General features: G+C 67.8%; 15 protein-coding genes. 5 read left to right on the top strand and 10 right to left on the bottom strand.

All coding sequences use genetic code 11. The annotated features are described in order from the left end of the window. Positions 1 to 4 precede the first annotated feature (4 nt). The 7 genes from trbJ to AC1RN5_RS21700 form a co-directional block, all read right to left on the bottom strand. Positions 5 to 736, bottom strand: a complete 732-nt coding sequence (gene trbJ / locus AC1RN5_RS21730; RefSeq protein ID WP_493043876.1) for a P-type conjugative transfer protein TrbJ — start codon at positions 734 to 736, stop codon at positions 5 to 7. Further along, the gene (trbE, locus tag AC1RN5_RS21725) at positions 733 to 3,180 is read right to left on the bottom strand and encodes a conjugal transfer protein TrbE (protein ID WP_493043874.1); all 2,448 of its coding nucleotides are present in this window, start codon (positions 3,178 to 3,180) and stop codon (positions 733 to 735) included. The genes trbJ and trbE overlap by 4 nt, the downstream gene beginning before the upstream one ends. 4 nt (positions 3,181 to 3,184) lie before the next feature. Then, on the bottom strand, positions 3,185 to 3,454 hold the full coding sequence (locus tag AC1RN5_RS21720) for a VirB3 family type IV secretion system protein (RefSeq protein ID WP_493043872.1): 270 nt from the start codon (positions 3,452 to 3,454) through the stop codon (positions 3,185 to 3,187). Beyond that, complete coding sequence (locus AC1RN5_RS21715; protein ID WP_421931787.1) at positions 3,454 to 3,774, bottom strand: TrbC/VirB2 family type IV secretion system protein; 321 nt, start codon at positions 3,772 to 3,774, stop codon at positions 3,454 to 3,456. Before AC1RN5_RS21715 ends, AC1RN5_RS21720 begins: the two co-directional genes overlap by 1 nt. Next, entirely contained in the window at positions 3,771 to 4,703 is a 933-nt protein-coding gene (gene trbB, locus AC1RN5_RS21710; protein ID WP_493044096.1) for a P-type conjugative transfer ATPase TrbB, read from the bottom strand. The genes AC1RN5_RS21715 and trbB overlap by 4 nt, the downstream gene beginning before the upstream one ends. A 392-nt stretch (positions 4,704 to 5,095) precedes the next feature. Further along, positions 5,096 to 5,848, bottom strand: a complete 753-nt coding sequence (gene hutC, locus AC1RN5_RS21705) for a histidine utilization transcriptional repressor HutC (RefSeq protein ID WP_493043870.1) — start codon at positions 5,846 to 5,848, stop codon at positions 5,096 to 5,098. 6 nt (positions 5,849 to 5,854) lie between these two features. After that, the gene (locus AC1RN5_RS21700; protein WP_493043868.1) at positions 5,855 to 7,219 is read right to left on the bottom strand and encodes a formimidoylglutamate deiminase; all 1,365 of its coding nucleotides are present in this window, start codon (positions 7,217 to 7,219) and stop codon (positions 5,855 to 5,857) included. Between the two features lie 102 nt (positions 7,220 to 7,321). Here AC1RN5_RS21700 and hutI point away from each other — a divergent pair, with 102 nt between their 5' ends. From hutI to AC1RN5_RS21675, 5 genes are read left to right on the top strand one after another with little or no spacing between them, the layout of a single operon-like run. Beyond that, on the top strand, positions 7,322 to 8,530 hold the full coding sequence (gene hutI / locus AC1RN5_RS21695) for an imidazolonepropionase (protein ID WP_493043866.1): 1,209 nt from the start codon (positions 7,322 to 7,324) through the stop codon (positions 8,528 to 8,530). Continuing rightward, positions 8,527 to 10,059 (top strand): histidine ammonia-lyase, encoded by a 1,533-nt coding sequence (hutH, locus tag AC1RN5_RS21690; protein WP_493043864.1) that lies wholly within the window; start codon positions 8,527 to 8,529, stop codon positions 10,057 to 10,059. The genes hutI and hutH overlap by 4 nt, the downstream gene beginning before the upstream one ends. Further along, entirely contained in the window at positions 10,056 to 10,874 is an 819-nt protein-coding gene (gene hutG / locus AC1RN5_RS21685) for an N-formylglutamate deformylase (RefSeq protein ID WP_493043862.1), read from the top strand. The genes hutH and hutG overlap by 4 nt, the downstream gene beginning before the upstream one ends. Before the next feature lie 7 nt (positions 10,875 to 10,881). After that, entirely contained in the window at positions 10,882 to 12,549 is a 1,668-nt protein-coding gene (gene hutU, locus AC1RN5_RS21680; RefSeq protein WP_493043860.1) for a urocanate hydratase, read from the top strand. Continuing rightward, positions 12,546 to 13,166, top strand: a complete 621-nt coding sequence (locus AC1RN5_RS21675; RefSeq protein WP_493043858.1) for a HutD/Ves family protein — start codon at positions 12,546 to 12,548, stop codon at positions 13,164 to 13,166. Before hutU ends, AC1RN5_RS21675 begins: the two co-directional genes overlap by 4 nt. Here the strand turns inward: AC1RN5_RS21675 and AC1RN5_RS21670 are convergent. The 3 genes from AC1RN5_RS21670 to AC1RN5_RS21660 form a co-directional block, all read right to left on the bottom strand. Continuing rightward, the gene (locus AC1RN5_RS21670) at positions 13,163 to 13,903 is read right to left on the bottom strand and encodes a PepSY domain-containing protein (protein WP_493043856.1); all 741 of its coding nucleotides are present in this window, start codon (positions 13,901 to 13,903) and stop codon (positions 13,163 to 13,165) included. The two genes, AC1RN5_RS21675 and AC1RN5_RS21670, sit on opposite strands and share 4 nt — an antisense overlap. A 9-nt stretch (positions 13,904 to 13,912) precedes the next feature. Next, on the bottom strand, positions 13,913 to 14,620 hold the full coding sequence (locus AC1RN5_RS21665; protein WP_493043854.1) for a hypothetical protein: 708 nt from the start codon (positions 14,618 to 14,620) through the stop codon (positions 13,913 to 13,915). A gap of 82 nt (positions 14,621 to 14,702) precedes the next feature. Continuing rightward, complete coding sequence (locus AC1RN5_RS21660) at positions 14,703 to 17,393, bottom strand: TonB-dependent receptor (RefSeq protein WP_493043852.1); 2,691 nt, start codon at positions 17,391 to 17,393, stop codon at positions 14,703 to 14,705. Positions 17,394 to 18,045: the final 652 nt, after the last annotated feature.

Raw genomic sequence — 18,045 nt, 5'->3', positions numbered from 1 at the left:
CGGGTCAATGGAACATCTCCACGGGCTGGGCCTGATAGCCCTGCTTGCGATCCATGAACCGCCGGAACTGTTCCTGGGCCTGGTCATGGCTGGCGGCGCGCTCGGCCTGCTCCAAGGCGGTCGCCCTCCCCTGGGCCGCCATCATCGCCGCCAGGTCCGCCAGTTGCTGGGACTGCAGCGCCAGAAGCTGGTTTCCGGCCTGGGTGGCCTGCACGACGCCGGTGGCCCCCTGGCTGGCGGTCACCAGCGCGCGGGTCTCGGCCTGGGCCGCCGGCATGCCGGTGACGACGCCGGCCTGGACATTGAGCGCATCGCGGAAGGCCGCGGCGGAATTGGCCCAACGCTTCTGGGCCGACGACAACAGGGCGAGATCCGAGGCGCTGGCGTCGACGGTGTAGTTGCGTCCGAACTCCTGCTCGATGGCCTTGACGTCGTAGGCGACCCGCTGAGCTTGGCCCATCAAGTCCTCGATCCGGTTAAGGTTTGTCTCGATAGCTTGAAGTGACGAATAGGGCAGCTGCGCCAGGTTGCGCGCCTGGTTGACGAGGCTCAGCGCCTGGTTCTGCAGCGCGCGGATCTGGTTGTTGATCTGCTCCAGCGCGCGGGCCGCCTGGAGCACATTGGACGCGTAGTTGGTCGGATCGAACACGGCGAGCTGGGCGGCGGCCGGACTCGCGAGCACTAGCGCCAGGGCGGCGCCAAACAGGGCGCGGCGAGGGAATCTCGGCGTGGTCATCCTACGCTCTCCATTCGAGTCTGAGGTTGGGGCTGGCCGAGGAGTTCGGCGGCCCACGGCAATCCGCGATGGTTGAGCCAGGCCGCGGCGAACTTCGCCGCACCGAAGCGGGCGAGCAGGTCGGCGATGGCCAATTGGTCGGCCTTGGCCGAGGCGGCGCATAAGGCCAGCGCCACCTCCCCCAGGCCGAGCTCGAAGAGCCGGTTTCCCCGCCGGGACTGGCAGTAGTAGTCGCGCTTGGGGATCGCCTGGCTGAGGATTTCGATCTGACGTTGGTTGAGACCAAACCGGCCATAGCTGGCGGCAAGCTGCGGTTCCTGGGCTCGGTCGTTGGGCAGGAAGATCCGGGTCGGGCAGCTCTCGATGATCGAGGCGGCTATGGCGCTGGCCTCGATGTCGGCCAGGGACTGGGTGGCGAAGACCACGCAGGCGTTCTTCTTGCGCAGGGTCTTCAGCCACTCGCGCAGCTGCGCGCCGAAGGTGGGGTCGTCCAACGCCAGCCAACCTTCGTCGACGATGACCAGGGTGGGGCGACCGTCGAGCCGTGAGGCGATGCGGTGGAAGAGGTAGGCCAGGACCGCGGGCGCGGCTGTGGTTCCCACCAGGCCTTCGGTCTCGAACACGGTGACGGACGCGGCGCCAAGATGCTCGTGGTCGCCATCGAGCAGGCCGCCCCATGGTCCCGCCAGGGTGAAGGGCGCGATGGCCTGTTTCAGGGATTGGGATTGGAGCAAGGCGGCCAGGCCGGTCAGGGTCCGCTCGGCGGCCGGCGCCGTGGCCAGATTGTTCAGAGCCGACCAGACATGTTCCTTGGCCTCAGGCGACAGCTGAACGCCCTCGCGACTGAGGAGCCCCGCGACCCATTCGGCCGCCCAGGCCCGCTCGGCGTGATCGTCCACACGCTCCAGAGGCTGCAGGCAAACCGCCTCGGCCGGTAGGTCGCCCAGTGATGCGCCGAGGTCGTGGAAGTCGCCTCCCATGGCCAGGGCGGCTGCGCGGATCGAGCCGCCGAAGTCGAAGGCGAAGACCTGCGCGTTCCGATACCGCCGGAACTGTAGGGCCATGAGCGCCAGCAGCACGCTTTTGCCCGCGCCGGTCGGCCCGACCACCATTGTGTGGCCGACATCTCCGACATGCGGCGAGAAGCGGAAGGGCGTCGCGCCCTCGGTCTTGGCGAAGAACAGCGGCGGCCCATCGAGATGATCGTTGCGCGGCGGACCCGCCCACACCGCCGAGAGCGGGATCATATGGGCGAGATTGAGCGTCGAGATCGGGGGCTGCCGGACATTGGCGTAGGCATGGCCCGGCAATCCGCCCAGCCAGGCCTCGACCGCGTTGACGGTCTCGATCGTGCAGGCGAAGTCCCGCCCCTGGATGACCTTCTCCACCTGGCGCAGCTTGGCGGCCGCCGTCGCAGGGCTGGTGTCCCAGACGCACACCGTGGCGGTGACATAGGCATGGCCGACAAAGTCGGCGCCCAGGTCCTGCAGCGCCTCGTCTGCGTCGAGCGCCTTGTTCTCAGCGTCGGTGTCGACGAGGCTTGAGGCCTCGTTGGTCAGCACCTCCTTGAGGATCGCCATGATCGACTTGCGCTTGGCGAACCATTGCCGGCGGATCCGCGCCAGCACCTTGGCGGCGTCGACCTTGTCGAGGCAGATGGCGCGGGTGGACCATCGATAGGGAAAGGCCAGCCGGTTCAGATCGTCGAGCAGGCCCGGCCAGGTGGAGGTCGGGAAGCCGCTGATCGTCAGGACCCGCAGATGGCTCCCGCCCAACCTGGGCTCCAGGCCGCCGACCAGCGGCTGGTCGGCCAAGAGGACGTCGAGATGCATCGGCGTCTGCGGCACGGCGACCCGATGACGCGACGTCGAAATCGTCGAATGCAGGAATGACAAGGTCTCGACGTCCGAGAGCCAGGCGGCCTGGGGCAGCACGCCTTCGAACAGGGCGAGGATCCGATCGGTGCGATCCTGGAAGCCGCGAAGGCTCTCGCGCCAATCGACGCCACCGGCCTGCCGGCCCTCATAGAGCCAGCCCTCCACGCGCGCGGCCTGTTCCGCCGGCGGCAGGAAGACGAAGGTCAGGAAGTAGCGGCTCTCAAAATGCGCGCCATGCGCCTCGAACTGGGCCCGCCGCTCTTCCTCAACCAGCTCCGAAGCTGCATCGGGAAAGGTGCTCGATGGGTAGGTCTCCGCGGCGTCGCGCTGGGCCTCGACGAAGATCGCCCACCCGGAACCCAGCCGGCGCAGGGCGTTGTTGAGCCGGCCGGCCACCGACACCAGTTCGGCATCTGTCGCGGAATCGAGATCCGGCCCCCGGAACCGCGCCGTGCGCTGGAACGAGCCGTCCTTGTTCAACACCAGGCCGGGGCCGACCAGGGCGGCCCAGGGCAGGAAATCGGGGAGTTGAGCGCCCCGCTTGCGATATTCCCGAAGGTCGAACATGGCGTCAGACCCCCAGGTGCGAAGGGGTGCGGAGGTGCCGGCGCACCACCTCGACGAACAGCGGATCGCGCCTGGCCGCCCAGGCCGCCAGGCCATGGCCCACGGCCCATACCACCAGGCCAAGCAGCCAGAGCCGAAGACCCAGACCCAGGGCGCCGGCCAAGGTGCCATTGACGATCGCCAGGGCGCGGGGCGCGCCGGCCAGCAGCATGGGCTCGGTCAGGGCCCGGTGAACCGGAGCCTCGAACCCGGCGATGGGATCGGCCTGGGCCATCAGATCAGCGCCCCGCCGCCGAAGGAGAAGAACGACAGGAAGAAGCTCGAGGCGGCGAAGGCGATCGACAGGCCGAAGACGATCTGGATCAGCCGGCGAAAGCCACCGGAGGTGTCGCCGAAGGCCAGGGTCAGGCCGGTGACCACGATGATGATCACCGCGATAATCTTGGCCACCGGGCCCTCGATGGACTCCAGGATCTTCTGCAGCGGGGCTTCCCACGGCATCGACGAGCCCGCGGCATAGGCTGGGCCGGTCGCCAGGACTGTGGTCAGGGCGACAACAGCCGTGGCCCTCCATCGCGAAAGGCGCGGGATCATGGTTGGTCTCCTTCGGGGTCTGGGATGCGGGTCAGGGCGTAGTCGCCTGCCAGGGTCAGGCCGGCGACCTGCGCCAATTCACTCAGCCGCCGGCACTCGCCGCGGCCGGACAACACGGCGATCACATCGATGGTCTCGGCGATGAGCGCGCGGGGAACCACGGCGACGGCCTCAAGGACCAGTTGTTCGAGGCGCCGCAGCGCCCCCATGGCTGAGCCGGCATGGATCGTCCCGATCCCGCCGGGATGTCCGGTGCCCCAGGCCTTCAGCAGGTCGAGCGCCTCTCCGCCACGCACCTCCCCGATCGGGATCCGGTCGGGCCGAAGGCGCAGGGCCGACCTCACCAGATCGGTCAGGGAGGCGACGCCATCCTTGGTCCGCAGCGACACCAGGTTGGGGGCCGAGCATTGAAGCTCGCGCGTGTCCTCGATCAGGACCACGCGGTCCCCAGTCTTGGCCACTTCGGCCAGTAAGGCATTGGCGAGCGTGGTCTTGCCGGTGGAGGTGCCGCCGGCGATCAGGATGTTGCGCCGCCCAGCGACCGCCGCGCCCAGGGTCAGGGCCTGGGCCTGGGACATCACTCCGGCCGCCGCGTAGGCCTCCAGGCTGAAGATCGAGATGGCGGGCTTTCGGATCGAGAAGGCCGGCGCCGCGACCACTGGCGGCAGGAGACCTTCGAACCGCTCGCCGGTCTCCGGCAATTCGGCCGAAATACGCGGCGCGCCCGCATGAACCTCGACGCCCACGTGGTGGGCGACCAGGCGCACGATCCGCTCGCCGTCTGCGGCCGACAGGTCATGAGCCGAGGCGCACAGTCCGACCCCGAGCCGATCGAGCCAAAGGCGCCCGTCGGGATTGAGCATGATCTCGACGATCGTCGGATCGTCCAGCCAGACCGCGATCTGCGGGCCCATAGCCGTGCGCAGCATCCGCACGCTGCGGACCAGGACCTCGCTGCGGATCGGGGTGACGCCCAAGTGAACCTCCCGTGGTCGCCCATGCGGCGACGGAACGGGGGGACTCATGAGCGACGGAAACCGGACCGATCAACACCCACAGGGTCGTAGTAGGGCCATGGCGCACGAAGACTGGCGCAAGGGCTAAGACCCGTGACCCGCCGGGCAAGACAATGAGCTCCAGAGGTCCTATCGCGGACCCGAGCCCTCAGCGTGATCCGTGAGTTTGAGAGCTCAGACCGGATATCGACGCGCGGCTTGGCTTAGGGCTCGCGGACAAATAAGTGAATCGCTCGCTTCCGTTGATGCGAGGCAATTTCCCGTTTCTGACCGGATTGATGGCGCACTTAATTGTCCACGGACCCTTAGTCCCGGTCGTCGTCCGCCGGCTGGCCTTGGCCATTGGACGGTGCGAAGCGGGCCACCAGATCGTAGGCTTCGCCCGGGAAAACCAGACGGACATATGTGATCTTGTCGTCCCCGCGCCAGGTTCGTCGCTTGAGGACGAGACAAGCCGCCATCGGCTCGATGCCCAAGATATTGGCCGTGCTCCGCTGCACATTGGCCGCGCTGATCCGGTGTTCGGCCTCCGTCCAGGGCACGTGACCCAAGAGCCAAGCGCCTGGTGCAGTGAGGGAGAAGTCGACCGCTTCGGCCTGCGGCACCGCGTCCAGATTGATCAGCCGCTCCTCCAGGGCGAAGGGCCGGCCGCTGGCCCTATGCAGGCAGCGTAGCGCCACGACCGGAACCGGGGTGTCGAGGGCCAACTCCTCGCACTCGCGCCGGGTGGCCACGCGCACCTTGCGGGACAGCAGTTCGTAGGCATAGGGCTCGCCTCGCGCCGTCACCTCAGACTGGATGTCGGGAATGTCCAGCACCACCGAGTGGATGCGCGGTCGCGACACGAAGGAGCCAGCCCGTCGCCGACGCACAATCAGCCCCGTCTCGGCCAGGGGCGCCAGCGCCTTGTTTACGGTCATCCGTGAGCAGCCGTACTGGATCATCAGGTCACGCTCGAACGGAATTCGAAAACCCGGCGGCCAAGCGCCCGAAAGGATACGCTCGGAGATATCGCTGCGGATGCGTTTGTGGAGGCTCGGGTCCGAGGCGTCAGCCATGAGCGATCACTGGACAAGTCCTTCAAGCACGCCGCGGTAGCGGGCGACGATCCGCGATCGGGCATGGTGTTGTCCATGCTCGACCACCTTCTGGCCGAGGCGCCAGACACAGTCCACGGCGCGCGCGCCGCCGGCGAAGACCCAACTGTCGATCCAGCGGTCTCCGGTACGGCCGACAAGGTCCGGATGATCGCCCGCGAGGCTGACGATATCGGCCGGGGAGCCGCGCGCCAAGCCGACGGGCGAGGGCTCGCCTAGCGCCCGCGCTCCGCCCGCAACCGCGCTGCGGAACAGGTCGGCGCCGGTCGAGGCGCCGGCCCCCGACGCCAACATATTGCGGCCAAACCCGGTCAGGCGCTGGCCGTATTCCAGGATGCGGAGCTCCTCCGCCGCGTCGAGGCGGACATTGGAATCGCTGCCGATCCCGAATAGCCCGCCTGCCTGCAGGAAGGCCGGGGCCGGGAAGACGCCATCGCCGAGATTGGCTTCAGTGATCGGGCAGAGGCCGGCGACCGCCGCGCTACGGGCGAGCCGGAGGACTTCCTGCGGCGAGAGGTGCGTCGCGTGAACCAGGCACCAGCGCGCATCGATCGGAAAGCGGTCCATCAGCCAGTCCACCGGACGCGAACCCGACCAAGCCAGGCAGTCGGACACCTCCTGCATCTGTTCCGCGATATGGATGTGGATCGGTCCCAACGCCTGGTCGGTGATCGTCTGGAGTTGCGCCTCCGTCACCGCCCGCAGGCTATGAGGCGCCACCCCGACCCGTCCGTCGGGCAAGGCCCGAACGGCGGCCCGCGACGCTTCCAGAAGCCGGGCGTAGCTCTCCGTCGAGTTGATGAACCGCCGCTGTCCTGCCTTTGGCGGCGCTCCGCCGAACCCGGACTGGGCGTAGAAAACCGGAAGCAGGGTGAGGCCGATCCCGGTCTCACCCGCCGCAGCGGCCAGTCGCTCGGCCATCTCGCCGATATTGGCGAAAGGCCGACCGTCCGGGGCATGGTGTAGATAGTGGAACTCGCCGACGCGGGTGAACCCGCACTCCAGCATTTCCATGAACGCCAGGGCCGCCACGGCCTCAAGGTCATCTGGGCCGAGCCGCTCCACGAAGCGGTACATGAGCTCGCGCCAGCTCCAGAAACTGTCGCTGTCGGACCCTCTCGTCTCGGTCAGACCCGCCATGGCCCGCTGAAAGGCATGGCTGTGCAGGTTCGCGAGGCCAGGCAGACCAATATCATGGCGCGGCTCGCCGGATTCGGCGGTGACGGCAGTCTCCATATCGACGATTTGACCGCCCACCAAGCGTAGGCGAACGCCCCGCGACCAGCCCTCTGATAGCAGCGCATCTGCGAACCACAAGCTCGTCTCGGTCATGCTTGGCCCCCATTTCGCGCCACTCCAGCTAGGCGCTCCGTTATGTCTATACAAAAAAATGAACCGCCGCTAAGTATAGACCTATTGGAGCGGGAGGGCGATTTGCGTTGCGACCGGGTTTGGACCAACGCTCGACTGGCGACGTTTGCAAAAGCCTTGTCCGGCCTGGGCGAGATCGAGGACGGCGTGGTCGCCGTCCGGGACGGCGTCATCCTCTATGCGGGACGCCGCGCCGACGCGCCGGCCCTTCATCCTGACGAGGTCGTCGACTGCGAAGGCCGCTGGGTCACCCCGGGCCTGATCGACCCGCATACCCATCTGGTGTTCGGCGGCGACCGCGCCCACGAGTTCGAGCGGCGGCTGGCCGGCGCTTCCTACGAGGAGATCGCGCGCGACGGCGGCGGCATCGTCTCCACCATGACCGCCACCCGGGCGGCTTCGGAAGCCGAACTGGTCGAGGCTGCCCTCCCCCGTCTCGACGCCCTGCTCGCCGAGGGCGCCACCACGGTGGAGGTGAAGTCCGGCTACGGCCTGTCCCTGGCCGATGAGCTGAAATCCCTGCGCGCCGCCCGCGCCCTGGCCGATCGCCGCGCCGTCCGCATCCGCACCACCTTCCTCGGCGCCCACGCCCTGCCGCCGGAATTCGCCGACGATCCGGACGGCTATATCGACCTAGTCTGCCACGAGATGATCCCCGCGGTCGCGGCAGCGGGCCTCGCCGACGCGGTCGACGCCTTCTGCGAGGGGATCGGCTTCACCCCGGCCCAGGTCCGCCGGGTGTTCGAGGCGGCCCGGCGCCACGGCCTGCCGGTCAAGCTGCACGCCGAACAGCTCTCCAACCTCCACGGCGCGGCTCTCGCCGCCGAAATCGGCGCCCTGTCCGCCGACCACCTGGAGCATCTGGACGAAGGCGGCGTCGCCGCCATGGCTGCGGCCGGGACCGTCGCCACCTTGCTGCCTGGCGCGTACTACTTCGTTCGCGAGACCCGGCCGCCGCCGATCGCCGCGCTGCGCGCCGCCGGCGTGCCCATGGCGCTCGCCACCGACTGTAACCCCGGCACCTCGCCCCTGACCTCGCCGCTGCTGGTGATGAACATGGCCGCCACCCTGTTCCGCATGACGGTCGAGGAGTGCCTGGCGGGGGTCACCCGCGAGGCAGCCCGCGCCCTGGGCCTGCCGGGCAAGATCGGGACCTTGGAGGCCGGCAAGCGTTGCGATCTGGCGATCTGGGACATCGAGCGGCCAGCGGAGCTGGTCTATCGCATGGGCTTCAACCCGCTCCATGCCCGCGTATTTGGAGGTCGGGGATGAACCCGGTGATCTTGAACCCCGGCGCGGTTTCGCTGGCGGAATGGCGCGACATCTATCGGGGCGCCCCGGCAAGCCTGGCGCCTGCGGCCTGGCCCATCGTCGCCGAGAGCGCGGCGGCGGTGACCCGCATCCTGGCTCACGGCGAACCGGTCTACGGGATCAACACCGGGTTCGGGAAACTGGCCACCGTCCGGATCGAGGCCTGCGACCTGGCCACGCTGCAGCGGAACATCGTGCTGTCCCACGCCGCCGGTGTCGGCGAGGCGACGCCCGTCCCGATCGCCCGGCTGATGCTGGCGCTGAAGCTGGCCAGCCTCGCCCAGGGCGCGTCGGGCGTACAGCCGGAAACCCTGAAGGTGCTGCAGGCCATGCTGGCCGAGGGACTGATCCCGGTGATCCCCGGCCAGGGCTCGGTCGGCGCCTCCGGCGACCTCGCCCCCCTGGCGCACATGGCCGCCGCCATGATCGGGGTCGGCGAGATCTTCGTGGGCGAGGCCCGCCGCCCGGCCGCCGAGGCCCTGGCCCAGGCGGGCCTGGCGCCGGTCACGCTAGGCCCCAAGGAAGGCCTGGCCCTGCTCAACGGCACCCAGTTCTCCACCGCCAACGCCCTGGCGGCCCTGTTCGAGACCGAGGTGCTGTTCCAAAGCGCCCTGGTCACCGGCGCTCTGTCGACCGAAGCCGCCAAGGGTTCGGACACCCCGTTCGACCACCGCATCCACATCCTGCGCCGCCAGCCGGGCCAGATCGAGGCCGCCGACGCTCTCCGCGCCCTGATGGCCGGCTCGGCGATCCGCGCGTCCCATCTGAGCGGCGACGAGCGGGTGCAGGATCCCTATTGCCTGCGCTGCCAGCCCCAGGTGATGGGCGCCGCCCTCGACGTGCTGCGCCAAGCCGCGACGACTCTGACCTTCGAGGCCAATGGCGTTTCCGACAATCCGTTGATCTTTCCGGACACCGACGAGGCGCTTTCCGGCGGCAACTTCCACGCCGAGCCCGTGGCCTTCGCGGCCGACATGATCGCGCTGGCCATCTGCGAGATCGGCTCCCTCGCCGAACGCCGCATCGCCATGCTGGTCGACCCGGCGCTGTCGGGTCTGCCGGCCTTCCTGACCCCGAAGCCGGGGCTCAATTCCGGCTTCATGATCCCCCAGGTCACCGCCGCGGCCCTGGTCTCGGAGAACAAGCAGAAGGCCTATCCGGCCAGCGTCGATTCCATCCCCACCTCGGCCAACCAGGAGGACCATGTCTCGATGGCCGCCCACGGCGCGCGACGCCTGTTGGGCATGGCAGAGAACGCCAGCGCGGTGATCGCCATCGAGCTGCTGGCCGCCGCCCAGGGCTGCGATTTCCATGCACCCCAGACCTCCAGCGCGCCGCTTGAGGCCGCCCGCACCCTGCTCCGCGCCCAGGTCCCCCACCTATCCGACGACCGCCACTTCCACCCCGACATCGCCAAGGCCATCGACCTGGTGCGCTCCGGCGCCGTGGTCCAGGCGGCGGCCGTGGCCCTCCCGGAAGTCGCCCAATGACCACCGACTGGCTCGATGTCCATCGCGGCGACGCACCGCTGGTGGTCAGCTTCCCCCACACCGGCACGGAGATCCCACCCGAGATCGAGGGCCGCATGGCCTCGGCCTGGCTGGCCCGCAAGGATGCCGACTGGTGGATCGACCGGCTGTACGATTTCGCCGCCGGCCTGGGCGCCACCACCGTCCGCACCCGCATCTCGCGCGCGGTGATCGACGTGAACCGCGACCCGTCGGGCGCCTCGCTCTATCCGGGCCAGGCCACCACCGAGCTCTGCCCGACCACCAGCTTCGACGGTGAGCCGCTCTATCGCGACGGCCAAGCGCCCGACACGGCCGAGATCGACCGTCGGCGAGCCGCCTGGTTCCAGCCGTATCACGACACCCTTGAGGCCGAGCTGACACGCCTCGCCACCCGGCATGGCCGCGTCGTGCTCTATGACGCCCATTCAATCCGCTCGCGTATCCCGCGCCTGTTCGATGGCGAGCTGTCGCAGTTCAACATCGGGACCCACAGCGGCGCGGCCTGCGATCCGGCCCTGACCGGCGCGGTGGAGGCAGCCTGCGCCGCCGCGAACCTGAGCCAGGTCACCAACGGCCGCTTCAAGGGCGGCTGGACCACGCGCCGTTATGGTCGGCCGGACGCGAACGTGCACGCGATCCAGATGGAGCTCGCCTGCCGTGGCTACATGGACGACCCGGCCGAACCGCCCACGCCGCAGACCTGGCCCGCGCCCTATTCCGAAAACCAGGCCACGCCCCTGCGCGCCACCCTCGCCGACGTCCTGAAGGCCTGCCTGGCCTTCGCCAAAGCCTGAGACCCTCATGACCCGCCTCGACACCACCCGCGTCATCCGCGCCGCCACCGGAACGCAGCGCACCGCCAAGAGCTGGCTCACCGAAGCGCCGCTGCGCATGCTGATGAACAATCTGCACCCCGACGTGGCCGAGCGCCCGGAGGAGCTGGTGGTCTATGGCGGCATCGGCCGCGCCGCCCGCGACTGGGAGAGCTACGACAAGATCGTCGAGACCCTGCGCCGCCTGGAGGACGACGAGACCCTGCTGGTCCAGTCCGGCAAGCCCGTGGGGGTTTTCAAGACCCACGCTGACGCGCCGCGGGTGCTGATCGCGAATTCCAACCTGGTGCCGCGCTGGGCCACCTGGGAGCACTTCAACGAGCTCGATCGCAAGGGCCTGGCCATGTACGGCCAGATGACCGCCGGCTCCTGGATCTATATCGGCGCCCAGGGGATCGTTCAGGGCACCTACGAGACCTTCGTGGAGATGGGCCGCCAGCATTATGCTGGTGACCTCTCCGGCCGCTGGCTGCTGACCGCGGGCCTGGGCGGCATGGGCGGCGCCCAGCCCCTGGCGGCGGTGATGGCCGGAGCTTCCTGCCTGGCCATCGAATGCAACCCCGCTTCCATCGCCATGCGCCTGCGCACCGGCTACCTCGACCGATCGACCGAGGACCTCCACGAGGCCCTGGGCTGGATCGAGCAGTCCTGCCGCGACAAGACCCCGATCTCCGTCGGCCTGCTGGGCAACGCCGCGGAGCTGTTGCCCGAGCTTTTCAAGCGCGGCGTAAGGCCCGACCTGCTCACCGACCAGACCTCGGCCCACGACCCGATCAACGGCTACCTGCCCAAGGGCTGGAGCCTGGAACGCTGGGCGGCCATGCGCGAGCAGGATCCGAGCCAGGTGGAGGAGGCCGCCCGAGCCTCGATGGCCGAACACGTCCAGGCCATGCTGGACTTCCAGGCCGCCGGCGTGCCCACCGTCGACTACGGCAACAACATCCGCCAGATGGCCAAGGAGGCCGGGGTCGCCAACGCCTTCGATTTCCCCGGCTTCGTGCCGGCCTATATCCGCCCGCTGTTCTGCCGCGGGATCGGGCCGTTCCGCTGGGTGGCGCTCTCCGGCGACCCGGAAGACATCGCCCGCACCGACGCCAAGGTGAAGGAACTGATCCCCGACAACCCGCACCTGCACACCTGGCTCGACATGGCCGCCCGCAAGATCAAGTTCCAGGGCCTGCCCGCCCGCATCTGCTGGGTGGGTCTGGGCGATCGGCACCGGCTGGGCCTGGCCTTCAACGAGATGGTCGCCTCCGGCGAGCTCAAGGCGCCGATCGTCATCGGTCGCGACCATCTGGACTCGGGCTCGGTGGCCTCCCCCAACCGCGAGACCGAGGCCATGCGCGACGGCTCCGACGCAGTATCCGACTGGCCCCTGCTCAATGCGCTGCTGAACACCGCGTCCGGCGCGACCTGGGTTTCGCTGCATCACGGCGGCGGGGTCGGCATGGGGTTTTCACAGCACGCCGGCATGGTGATCGTCTGCGACGGCACCGAGGCGGCCGGCCGCCGCATCGCTCGGGTGCTGTGGAACGATCCCGCCACGGGGGTCATGCGCCACGCCGACGCCGGCTACGGCATCGCCCTGCAGGTGGCCCGTGAGAAGCAGCTCGACCTGCCGGGCATATTGGGATGAGCCTGCGCGTGCTGCGCGCCGCCGACCGGGCCGCCGCGCCCTGGAAGAATGGCGGCGGGGTGACCCGGGAAGTGGCCGCCGGTCCGACCGAATCCGGCCTTGAGGACTTCGACTGGCGCATCAGCTTGGCCGAGGTCTGCGAGCCTGGCCCCTTCTCACGGTTCGACGGGGTCGATCGGCGGTTCGTGGTTCTCGACGGACGTATCCGCCTAGCCGTAGGCGGACGGCCCCCCGTGACGCTGAGCGTGGGGGATCCCGTCCATGCCTTCCCCGGTGAGGCCAGTTGCTTCGCCACCCCGCTCGACGGCCCCACCCACGACCTCAACATCATGACCCGCCGGGGCCGCGCCCAAGCCCATGCCGCCCCGCTGACGATCGAGTCGCGGGCCTCGATCGCCTTGTCCTCGGACCTGGTGGTCCTGGTGGTGACACAGGGCTCCCTCACCCTTGAGGCTCGGGAGGAGCGGATCACGCTCGCCGACCGGGACGCGGTTCTCGTGCGGGACATGATGGCCGAACGGCTCGAACTCACCGGGAGCCTGGGATCGGCCATCCTGCTCATCAGCCTTGCGGTCGGCGCCCCAAGTGACCCCGCCGTCACACCTCCCGTCCCCTAGGACGGCCCCCGCACCGACCGAAGGGTCGAGGCCAAGTGAGCTGCGCCGTCGAGCACCCACGCAAAGTCGCGCCGTCGGAAACTTCGGAACAGCAGGATGACCCCGCTGAGCGCCAGCCAGGCCACGCCGGTCGCCACCGTGATGATCAGGGGATGATTGAAGCTTTCCCGCTTCGAGTAATCCATGATGTGGATCATCCAGAAGATATCCCACAGCCGCCAGGTGTCGTTGCGGCGCTCAAGGACCTCGCCGGTGGCGCGCGACACCAGGAGGGTGGTGTGGTCGCCGTCGGCGAACGCGACCCGCCATACCGGTAGCGGCAGAGCGCGGGTTTCCACCGTTGCGATCTCGACCAGGCTGACCGAGGCGATGGGCGGTGCGCCTTTGAAGTTCGCCCGCGCGATCGAAGCCGCGTCGGCCTCGGCGACAACCGCAGGCTTTCCCGTCACGGCGTCGATGATCCGCACACCGGCCGACGTCGTCACTTCATAGACATATCGCCCCTGCAGTGGACGCAAGCGTAGTTTGGTGATCGGGGCCTCGATATCCTGGCCGACCGCGCTGAGCGGCAGCAGCCCAGCGGGCAAGGCCACCGCCGCAGGTCGCTGGAGCGTCGCGTCCGCCGCGACCTTGTGGTGGTCCAGCAGAGCCATCATCGCACCGCTGATGGTCCAGAGGACGAATTGGAGGCCGAGGATCAGGCCGACCCATTTGTGCAGGGTTCGAACGAGTAACATGGGGGCGCCTCAGGCGGTTGCGCCGCGCGGACGACGCCGGCGACGGAAGCTGTAGAACAAGAGCCAGGCGCCGGTGAGCGAGGTGATCGCGGCCATCCAGGTGACGACCCGCAGGAGCAGGTTGTTGACGTCTTCCCGCTCCTGATAGTCCATGATGTGGAACATCCAGACGAAGTCGAAAATCCGCCACAGGTCGTGACGCTTGGCGATCAGTTCGCCTGTCTGCGGCGACAGATAGAGGGTCGGTCGCCAGAGACCCTCGAACTCGACACGCCAGATCGGCGCGGGTCGGCCCCGGATTTCGCTGGGGACCACATTGAGCAGCTTCATGTCCTTGATCGGTCCGGGACCGGCGTAGTGGGCCAGCGCACGGCTCCGGATGTCGGCGCTCGCGAGCGGCGAGAGGCGGGCCCCGGTTTTGGCGTCGAAGAGCGCCTTACCTGCCGCGCCCTCCAGGACGTAGACCGGCCGCCCCAGCTGTGTTTCCAGCCGCAGCGCGGCGTCCGCCCCTCCGGTCGCCAGGATCGGACCCGGCTCGGCCAGGCCCGCCAGGGCCAGAGGAGGCGAGGCGATCCTTCGGACCAGGTGATCCCCGTGAATGATGTCGAGGTGGACCGCGGTCATATAGAGGCCGCTGAAGGTCCAGAACACCGCCTGCACGCCGACGATCAGCGCAAGCCATTTGTGGGTGGTTCGCGCCAAGGCGGGCCAGCGCATCGGTATTCCTTGCAGGTCGAAAGTTTGAAGTGCAGCGCCGGAGACGGGTGTGGGTCTCGTCTCCGGCGCCGGGTGGCCTCTCCTAGCTGAACTTGTAGGTCAGCCGCACATAGCCCCGACGTCCCAGCAGATCGTAGGTCATGGTGTCGGTGTTCCCGTCCGTCCAGCTCTGGATGAACGGCGCCTTGCGATCGAAGATGTTGTCCACGCCGACCGCGATGTCTGCGCTCTCCCCAAGCCGATAGCCGAACTGGGCGTTGTGATAGAACACACTAGGCGAGCGGTAGCCGATGGCGGTCGGCGCGGCGTTGAAGTCGGTCGCCTTACCGATCCATTGCACGGAGTAGGTTCCGGTCCAGCGCTCGGCCTGCAGGGAGAAGCTCGCATTGGACCGCCAGTGCGGGTAGCCGCCGTTGCCCCCGCCAATATGGCCGTCGAATTCGATCGGCGCCGCGCCCTGGAACGGCGTGATCACATACTGGTCGAGATAGGTGGTGTTCCAGTCGAGGCTGGCGCGCTTGTCGCCGATGTCGAGGTCGTAGCGCACGCCCAGATCGACGCCCTTCATCCGCTCTTCGCCCGCGTTCGAAGGCTGTGCGGACAGATAGTTCACCTCGCCGGTCAAAGCGCTGCGGGTGAAATTGGCCGGACCACAGAACGGGTGGGTCAGGCCGGGCGAGGCGTAGCAGACCGAAAGCTTGGTTGAGCCCGGGATTGATCGGATCGCATCGGTGATTTTGATGTCGAAATAGTCGAGGGTCACCGACAGGCCATGGACCTGGGACGGTTGCCACACAGCGCCCAGGGTGAGGGTCTCGGCGCTCTCCGGGCTGAGATTCTTGTTGCCGCCCACCGTGGTCAGGACCGTGTTGCCGAGCTGGACATAGCCGGCCGGCACGCCCGACGCTCTGCAGTTGGCGATTAGCACGGCGTTGCCGCTGGTGCTGTAGCGGCTGCACGGGTCGGTGGTGGTCAGGTTGCCTTCGGCTACCCCCCCGAACAGTTCCGGAACGCTGGGAATGCGGAAGCCGGTGCCATAGGTGGCGCGCAGCCGCAGGCTCGGGACGATGGTCCAGTTCAGCCCGACCTTGTAGGTCTGATTGCTGCCGAACAGATCATAGTCAGAGTAACGGATGGCCGCGTCCATCTCCAGGCGCTCGACCAAGGGGAAGTTGGCCAGGAGCGGCGCCGACAGCTCCAGGTAAGCTTCCTTGGTCTTCACTTCGCCAGCGATCGGATCTTGCTGGTTGGTGTTGGCGACGCCCAGCACCGTCAGGGCGTCCGGATTGCGCCAGCCCTTCTCCTCGCGATAGAGCACGCCGGCGGCGGCGGCCAGCGGCCCGGCGGGCAACTGAAAGAGGGTCCCAGTGATGTCGGCCGTGGCGCTACGCTGCTCGTTGCCCCCGGTGTCGCGCGAATTGAACAGGATGTATTTCAGGACCGCAGGCGTCAGGTCCCCATAGCCGAGATAGTCAGCGCACGGGATCGCCGCGCCGGCGCCGGGACTGCACACCGCAGTATTGACCGAGTTCCGCACCCGATCAAGGTTGGCGATGTTGCTCATGCCGTCGGTGCCGGTGTTGCGGCCCCAGTTGACTGCCGCCTCCCAGGTCCAGTCGCCGGCGAGCGCGCCTCGCGCGCCGCCCACGAAACGGTAAGTGTCGGTTTCCTGCGAAAAGATTCGAGGCCCGGGCTCCGCCAGCCTGCGCTGGATCAAGGTGATGTTTTGGCCGGTGGGATTGGTCGGGTTGCTGGCCGAAATCGCCAGATTGCGCAGTGTGCCGGGCGTGGCGATCTGGTGGCTTTCGCGGTGCGTGAAGAACACCTCCCCGAACAGCGTGGTCTTCTCGGTAAGAGCATAGTCGGCCAGGAAGGCGGTGCTAAAGCGCTCGATCGGGCTGACCGCGTTCAGGAACGGGTTCGAGTTGAAGTTGTGCTTGGCGGCGCTGTAGGGCTCGTAGAAATTGCCGTTCCCGCCCAGCACCTGGTTGAAGTTGATCTGTTGGCCGTTCGGCAGGACGGCGCGGCCGCCGATCGTGGACGCGCTGCCGACGCACACCAGCGCGCCCCCCGACTCCCCCAAGCCGCAAGGCGCCCGGTTAGCCAGGTTGACGGACTCGGTCTTCTGGTAGGTCAAGGCGGCGGTGACGCCGCCGCGCTCGTTGCGCAGCCCCCAGACGCCATCGATCGTGTACTCCTGTCCGTCTCCCTTGTCGGTGACCCCGTATTTGCCGGAGATCTTCAGGCCCTCGAACTTGTCGAGGGTGATGATGTTGACCACGCCGGCGACGGCGTCGGCGCCATAGATCGCCGAGGCTCCATCCTTCAGGACATCGATCCGGCCGATGATCGCGGTCGGGATCATGTTCAAGTCCGGGGCGCTATTGGCGCCGGTGCCGCCATTCACGACTCGGCGGCCATTGATCAGGGTCAGGGTGCGGTTGATGCCCAGGCCGCGCAGATTGACCTGCGCGGTCCCGTAGCCATTGCTGGTCCAGTAGGCGTTGGTCTGGCCGCCCGCGTTGCCCGCCGAGGCGGGGAGCCGCTGCAGTAGGGTCTCCACGTTGCTGAGGCCGGTGTTGGCAATCTGCTCCTGACTGACCACCGTCGCCGGGCCGACTCCGCTGATATCGGTGCGCTTGATACGGCTGCCGGTGACGATCAGTTCGTCAACGCTGGTCGGCGAGGCCTCGGCCGAGGCTTGCCCCGCCACCAAGGCCATCGTCGTGGTCAGCGCGCTGGCCAGCAGCAGTCGTGTCGATGTCCGGGTCATGCCCCAATCCCCCTGATTGCGTGTGGCGCGGACCGGTGCTCACCGATCCCGCCGCTCACGGATCAATCTCCGGGGCACGCGCGCTCCCTGTCAAGCTATGTATATACATATTTTACCCCCAGGTTCGGGCATGTTCTTGCCGTGGATGCCGTCGATCTGTGATAAGCTTGCGAAAAACTCTACGGGATCGGGTGAAGACGCCTCACGCGACCCGATTTCGCGAATGCGCTTCGCTATTTCCCGAACTTCACAAGTTCGCCGCACTTATACTGCGTTAGACAGACCTGCGTCCAAATTATGCAACCGTCGGTGCAAGAACCGTCTAATTTGAATGCCTCGTTTCGACGTTCGTCGCAGCTTTGCTCGCAAGGAGACCTAGTCCGAGTCGGCGCGACACGGGACCTCAATCTCCCAAGCCAGCCACACACCTTCGATCTGCCAAACCTAACCTTCCAATCATAGTATAGTTTGCTTTCGGGCTTTCGATTTGACGTGAGCCCGCAGCAGCGAAGCACAAGGAGGGTTTGTCTGGCTGATGGCAGTTTCTGACCCAGGGCTGCGGCGCTCGCCCCTTGAGGTCGCTAGCTGTCACGCTTGGCGGCGCGGCGGACCTTCCCGGCGACAATGTGGATGCCAGGCAAGAGGTCGACAG

It is taken from the genome of Phenylobacterium sp. GW821-FHT12F10 (genome assembly GCF_058806695.1).
Note: the sequence above shows the minus strand (reverse complement) of the source record. Positions and strands in the feature narration are given on the sequence as shown.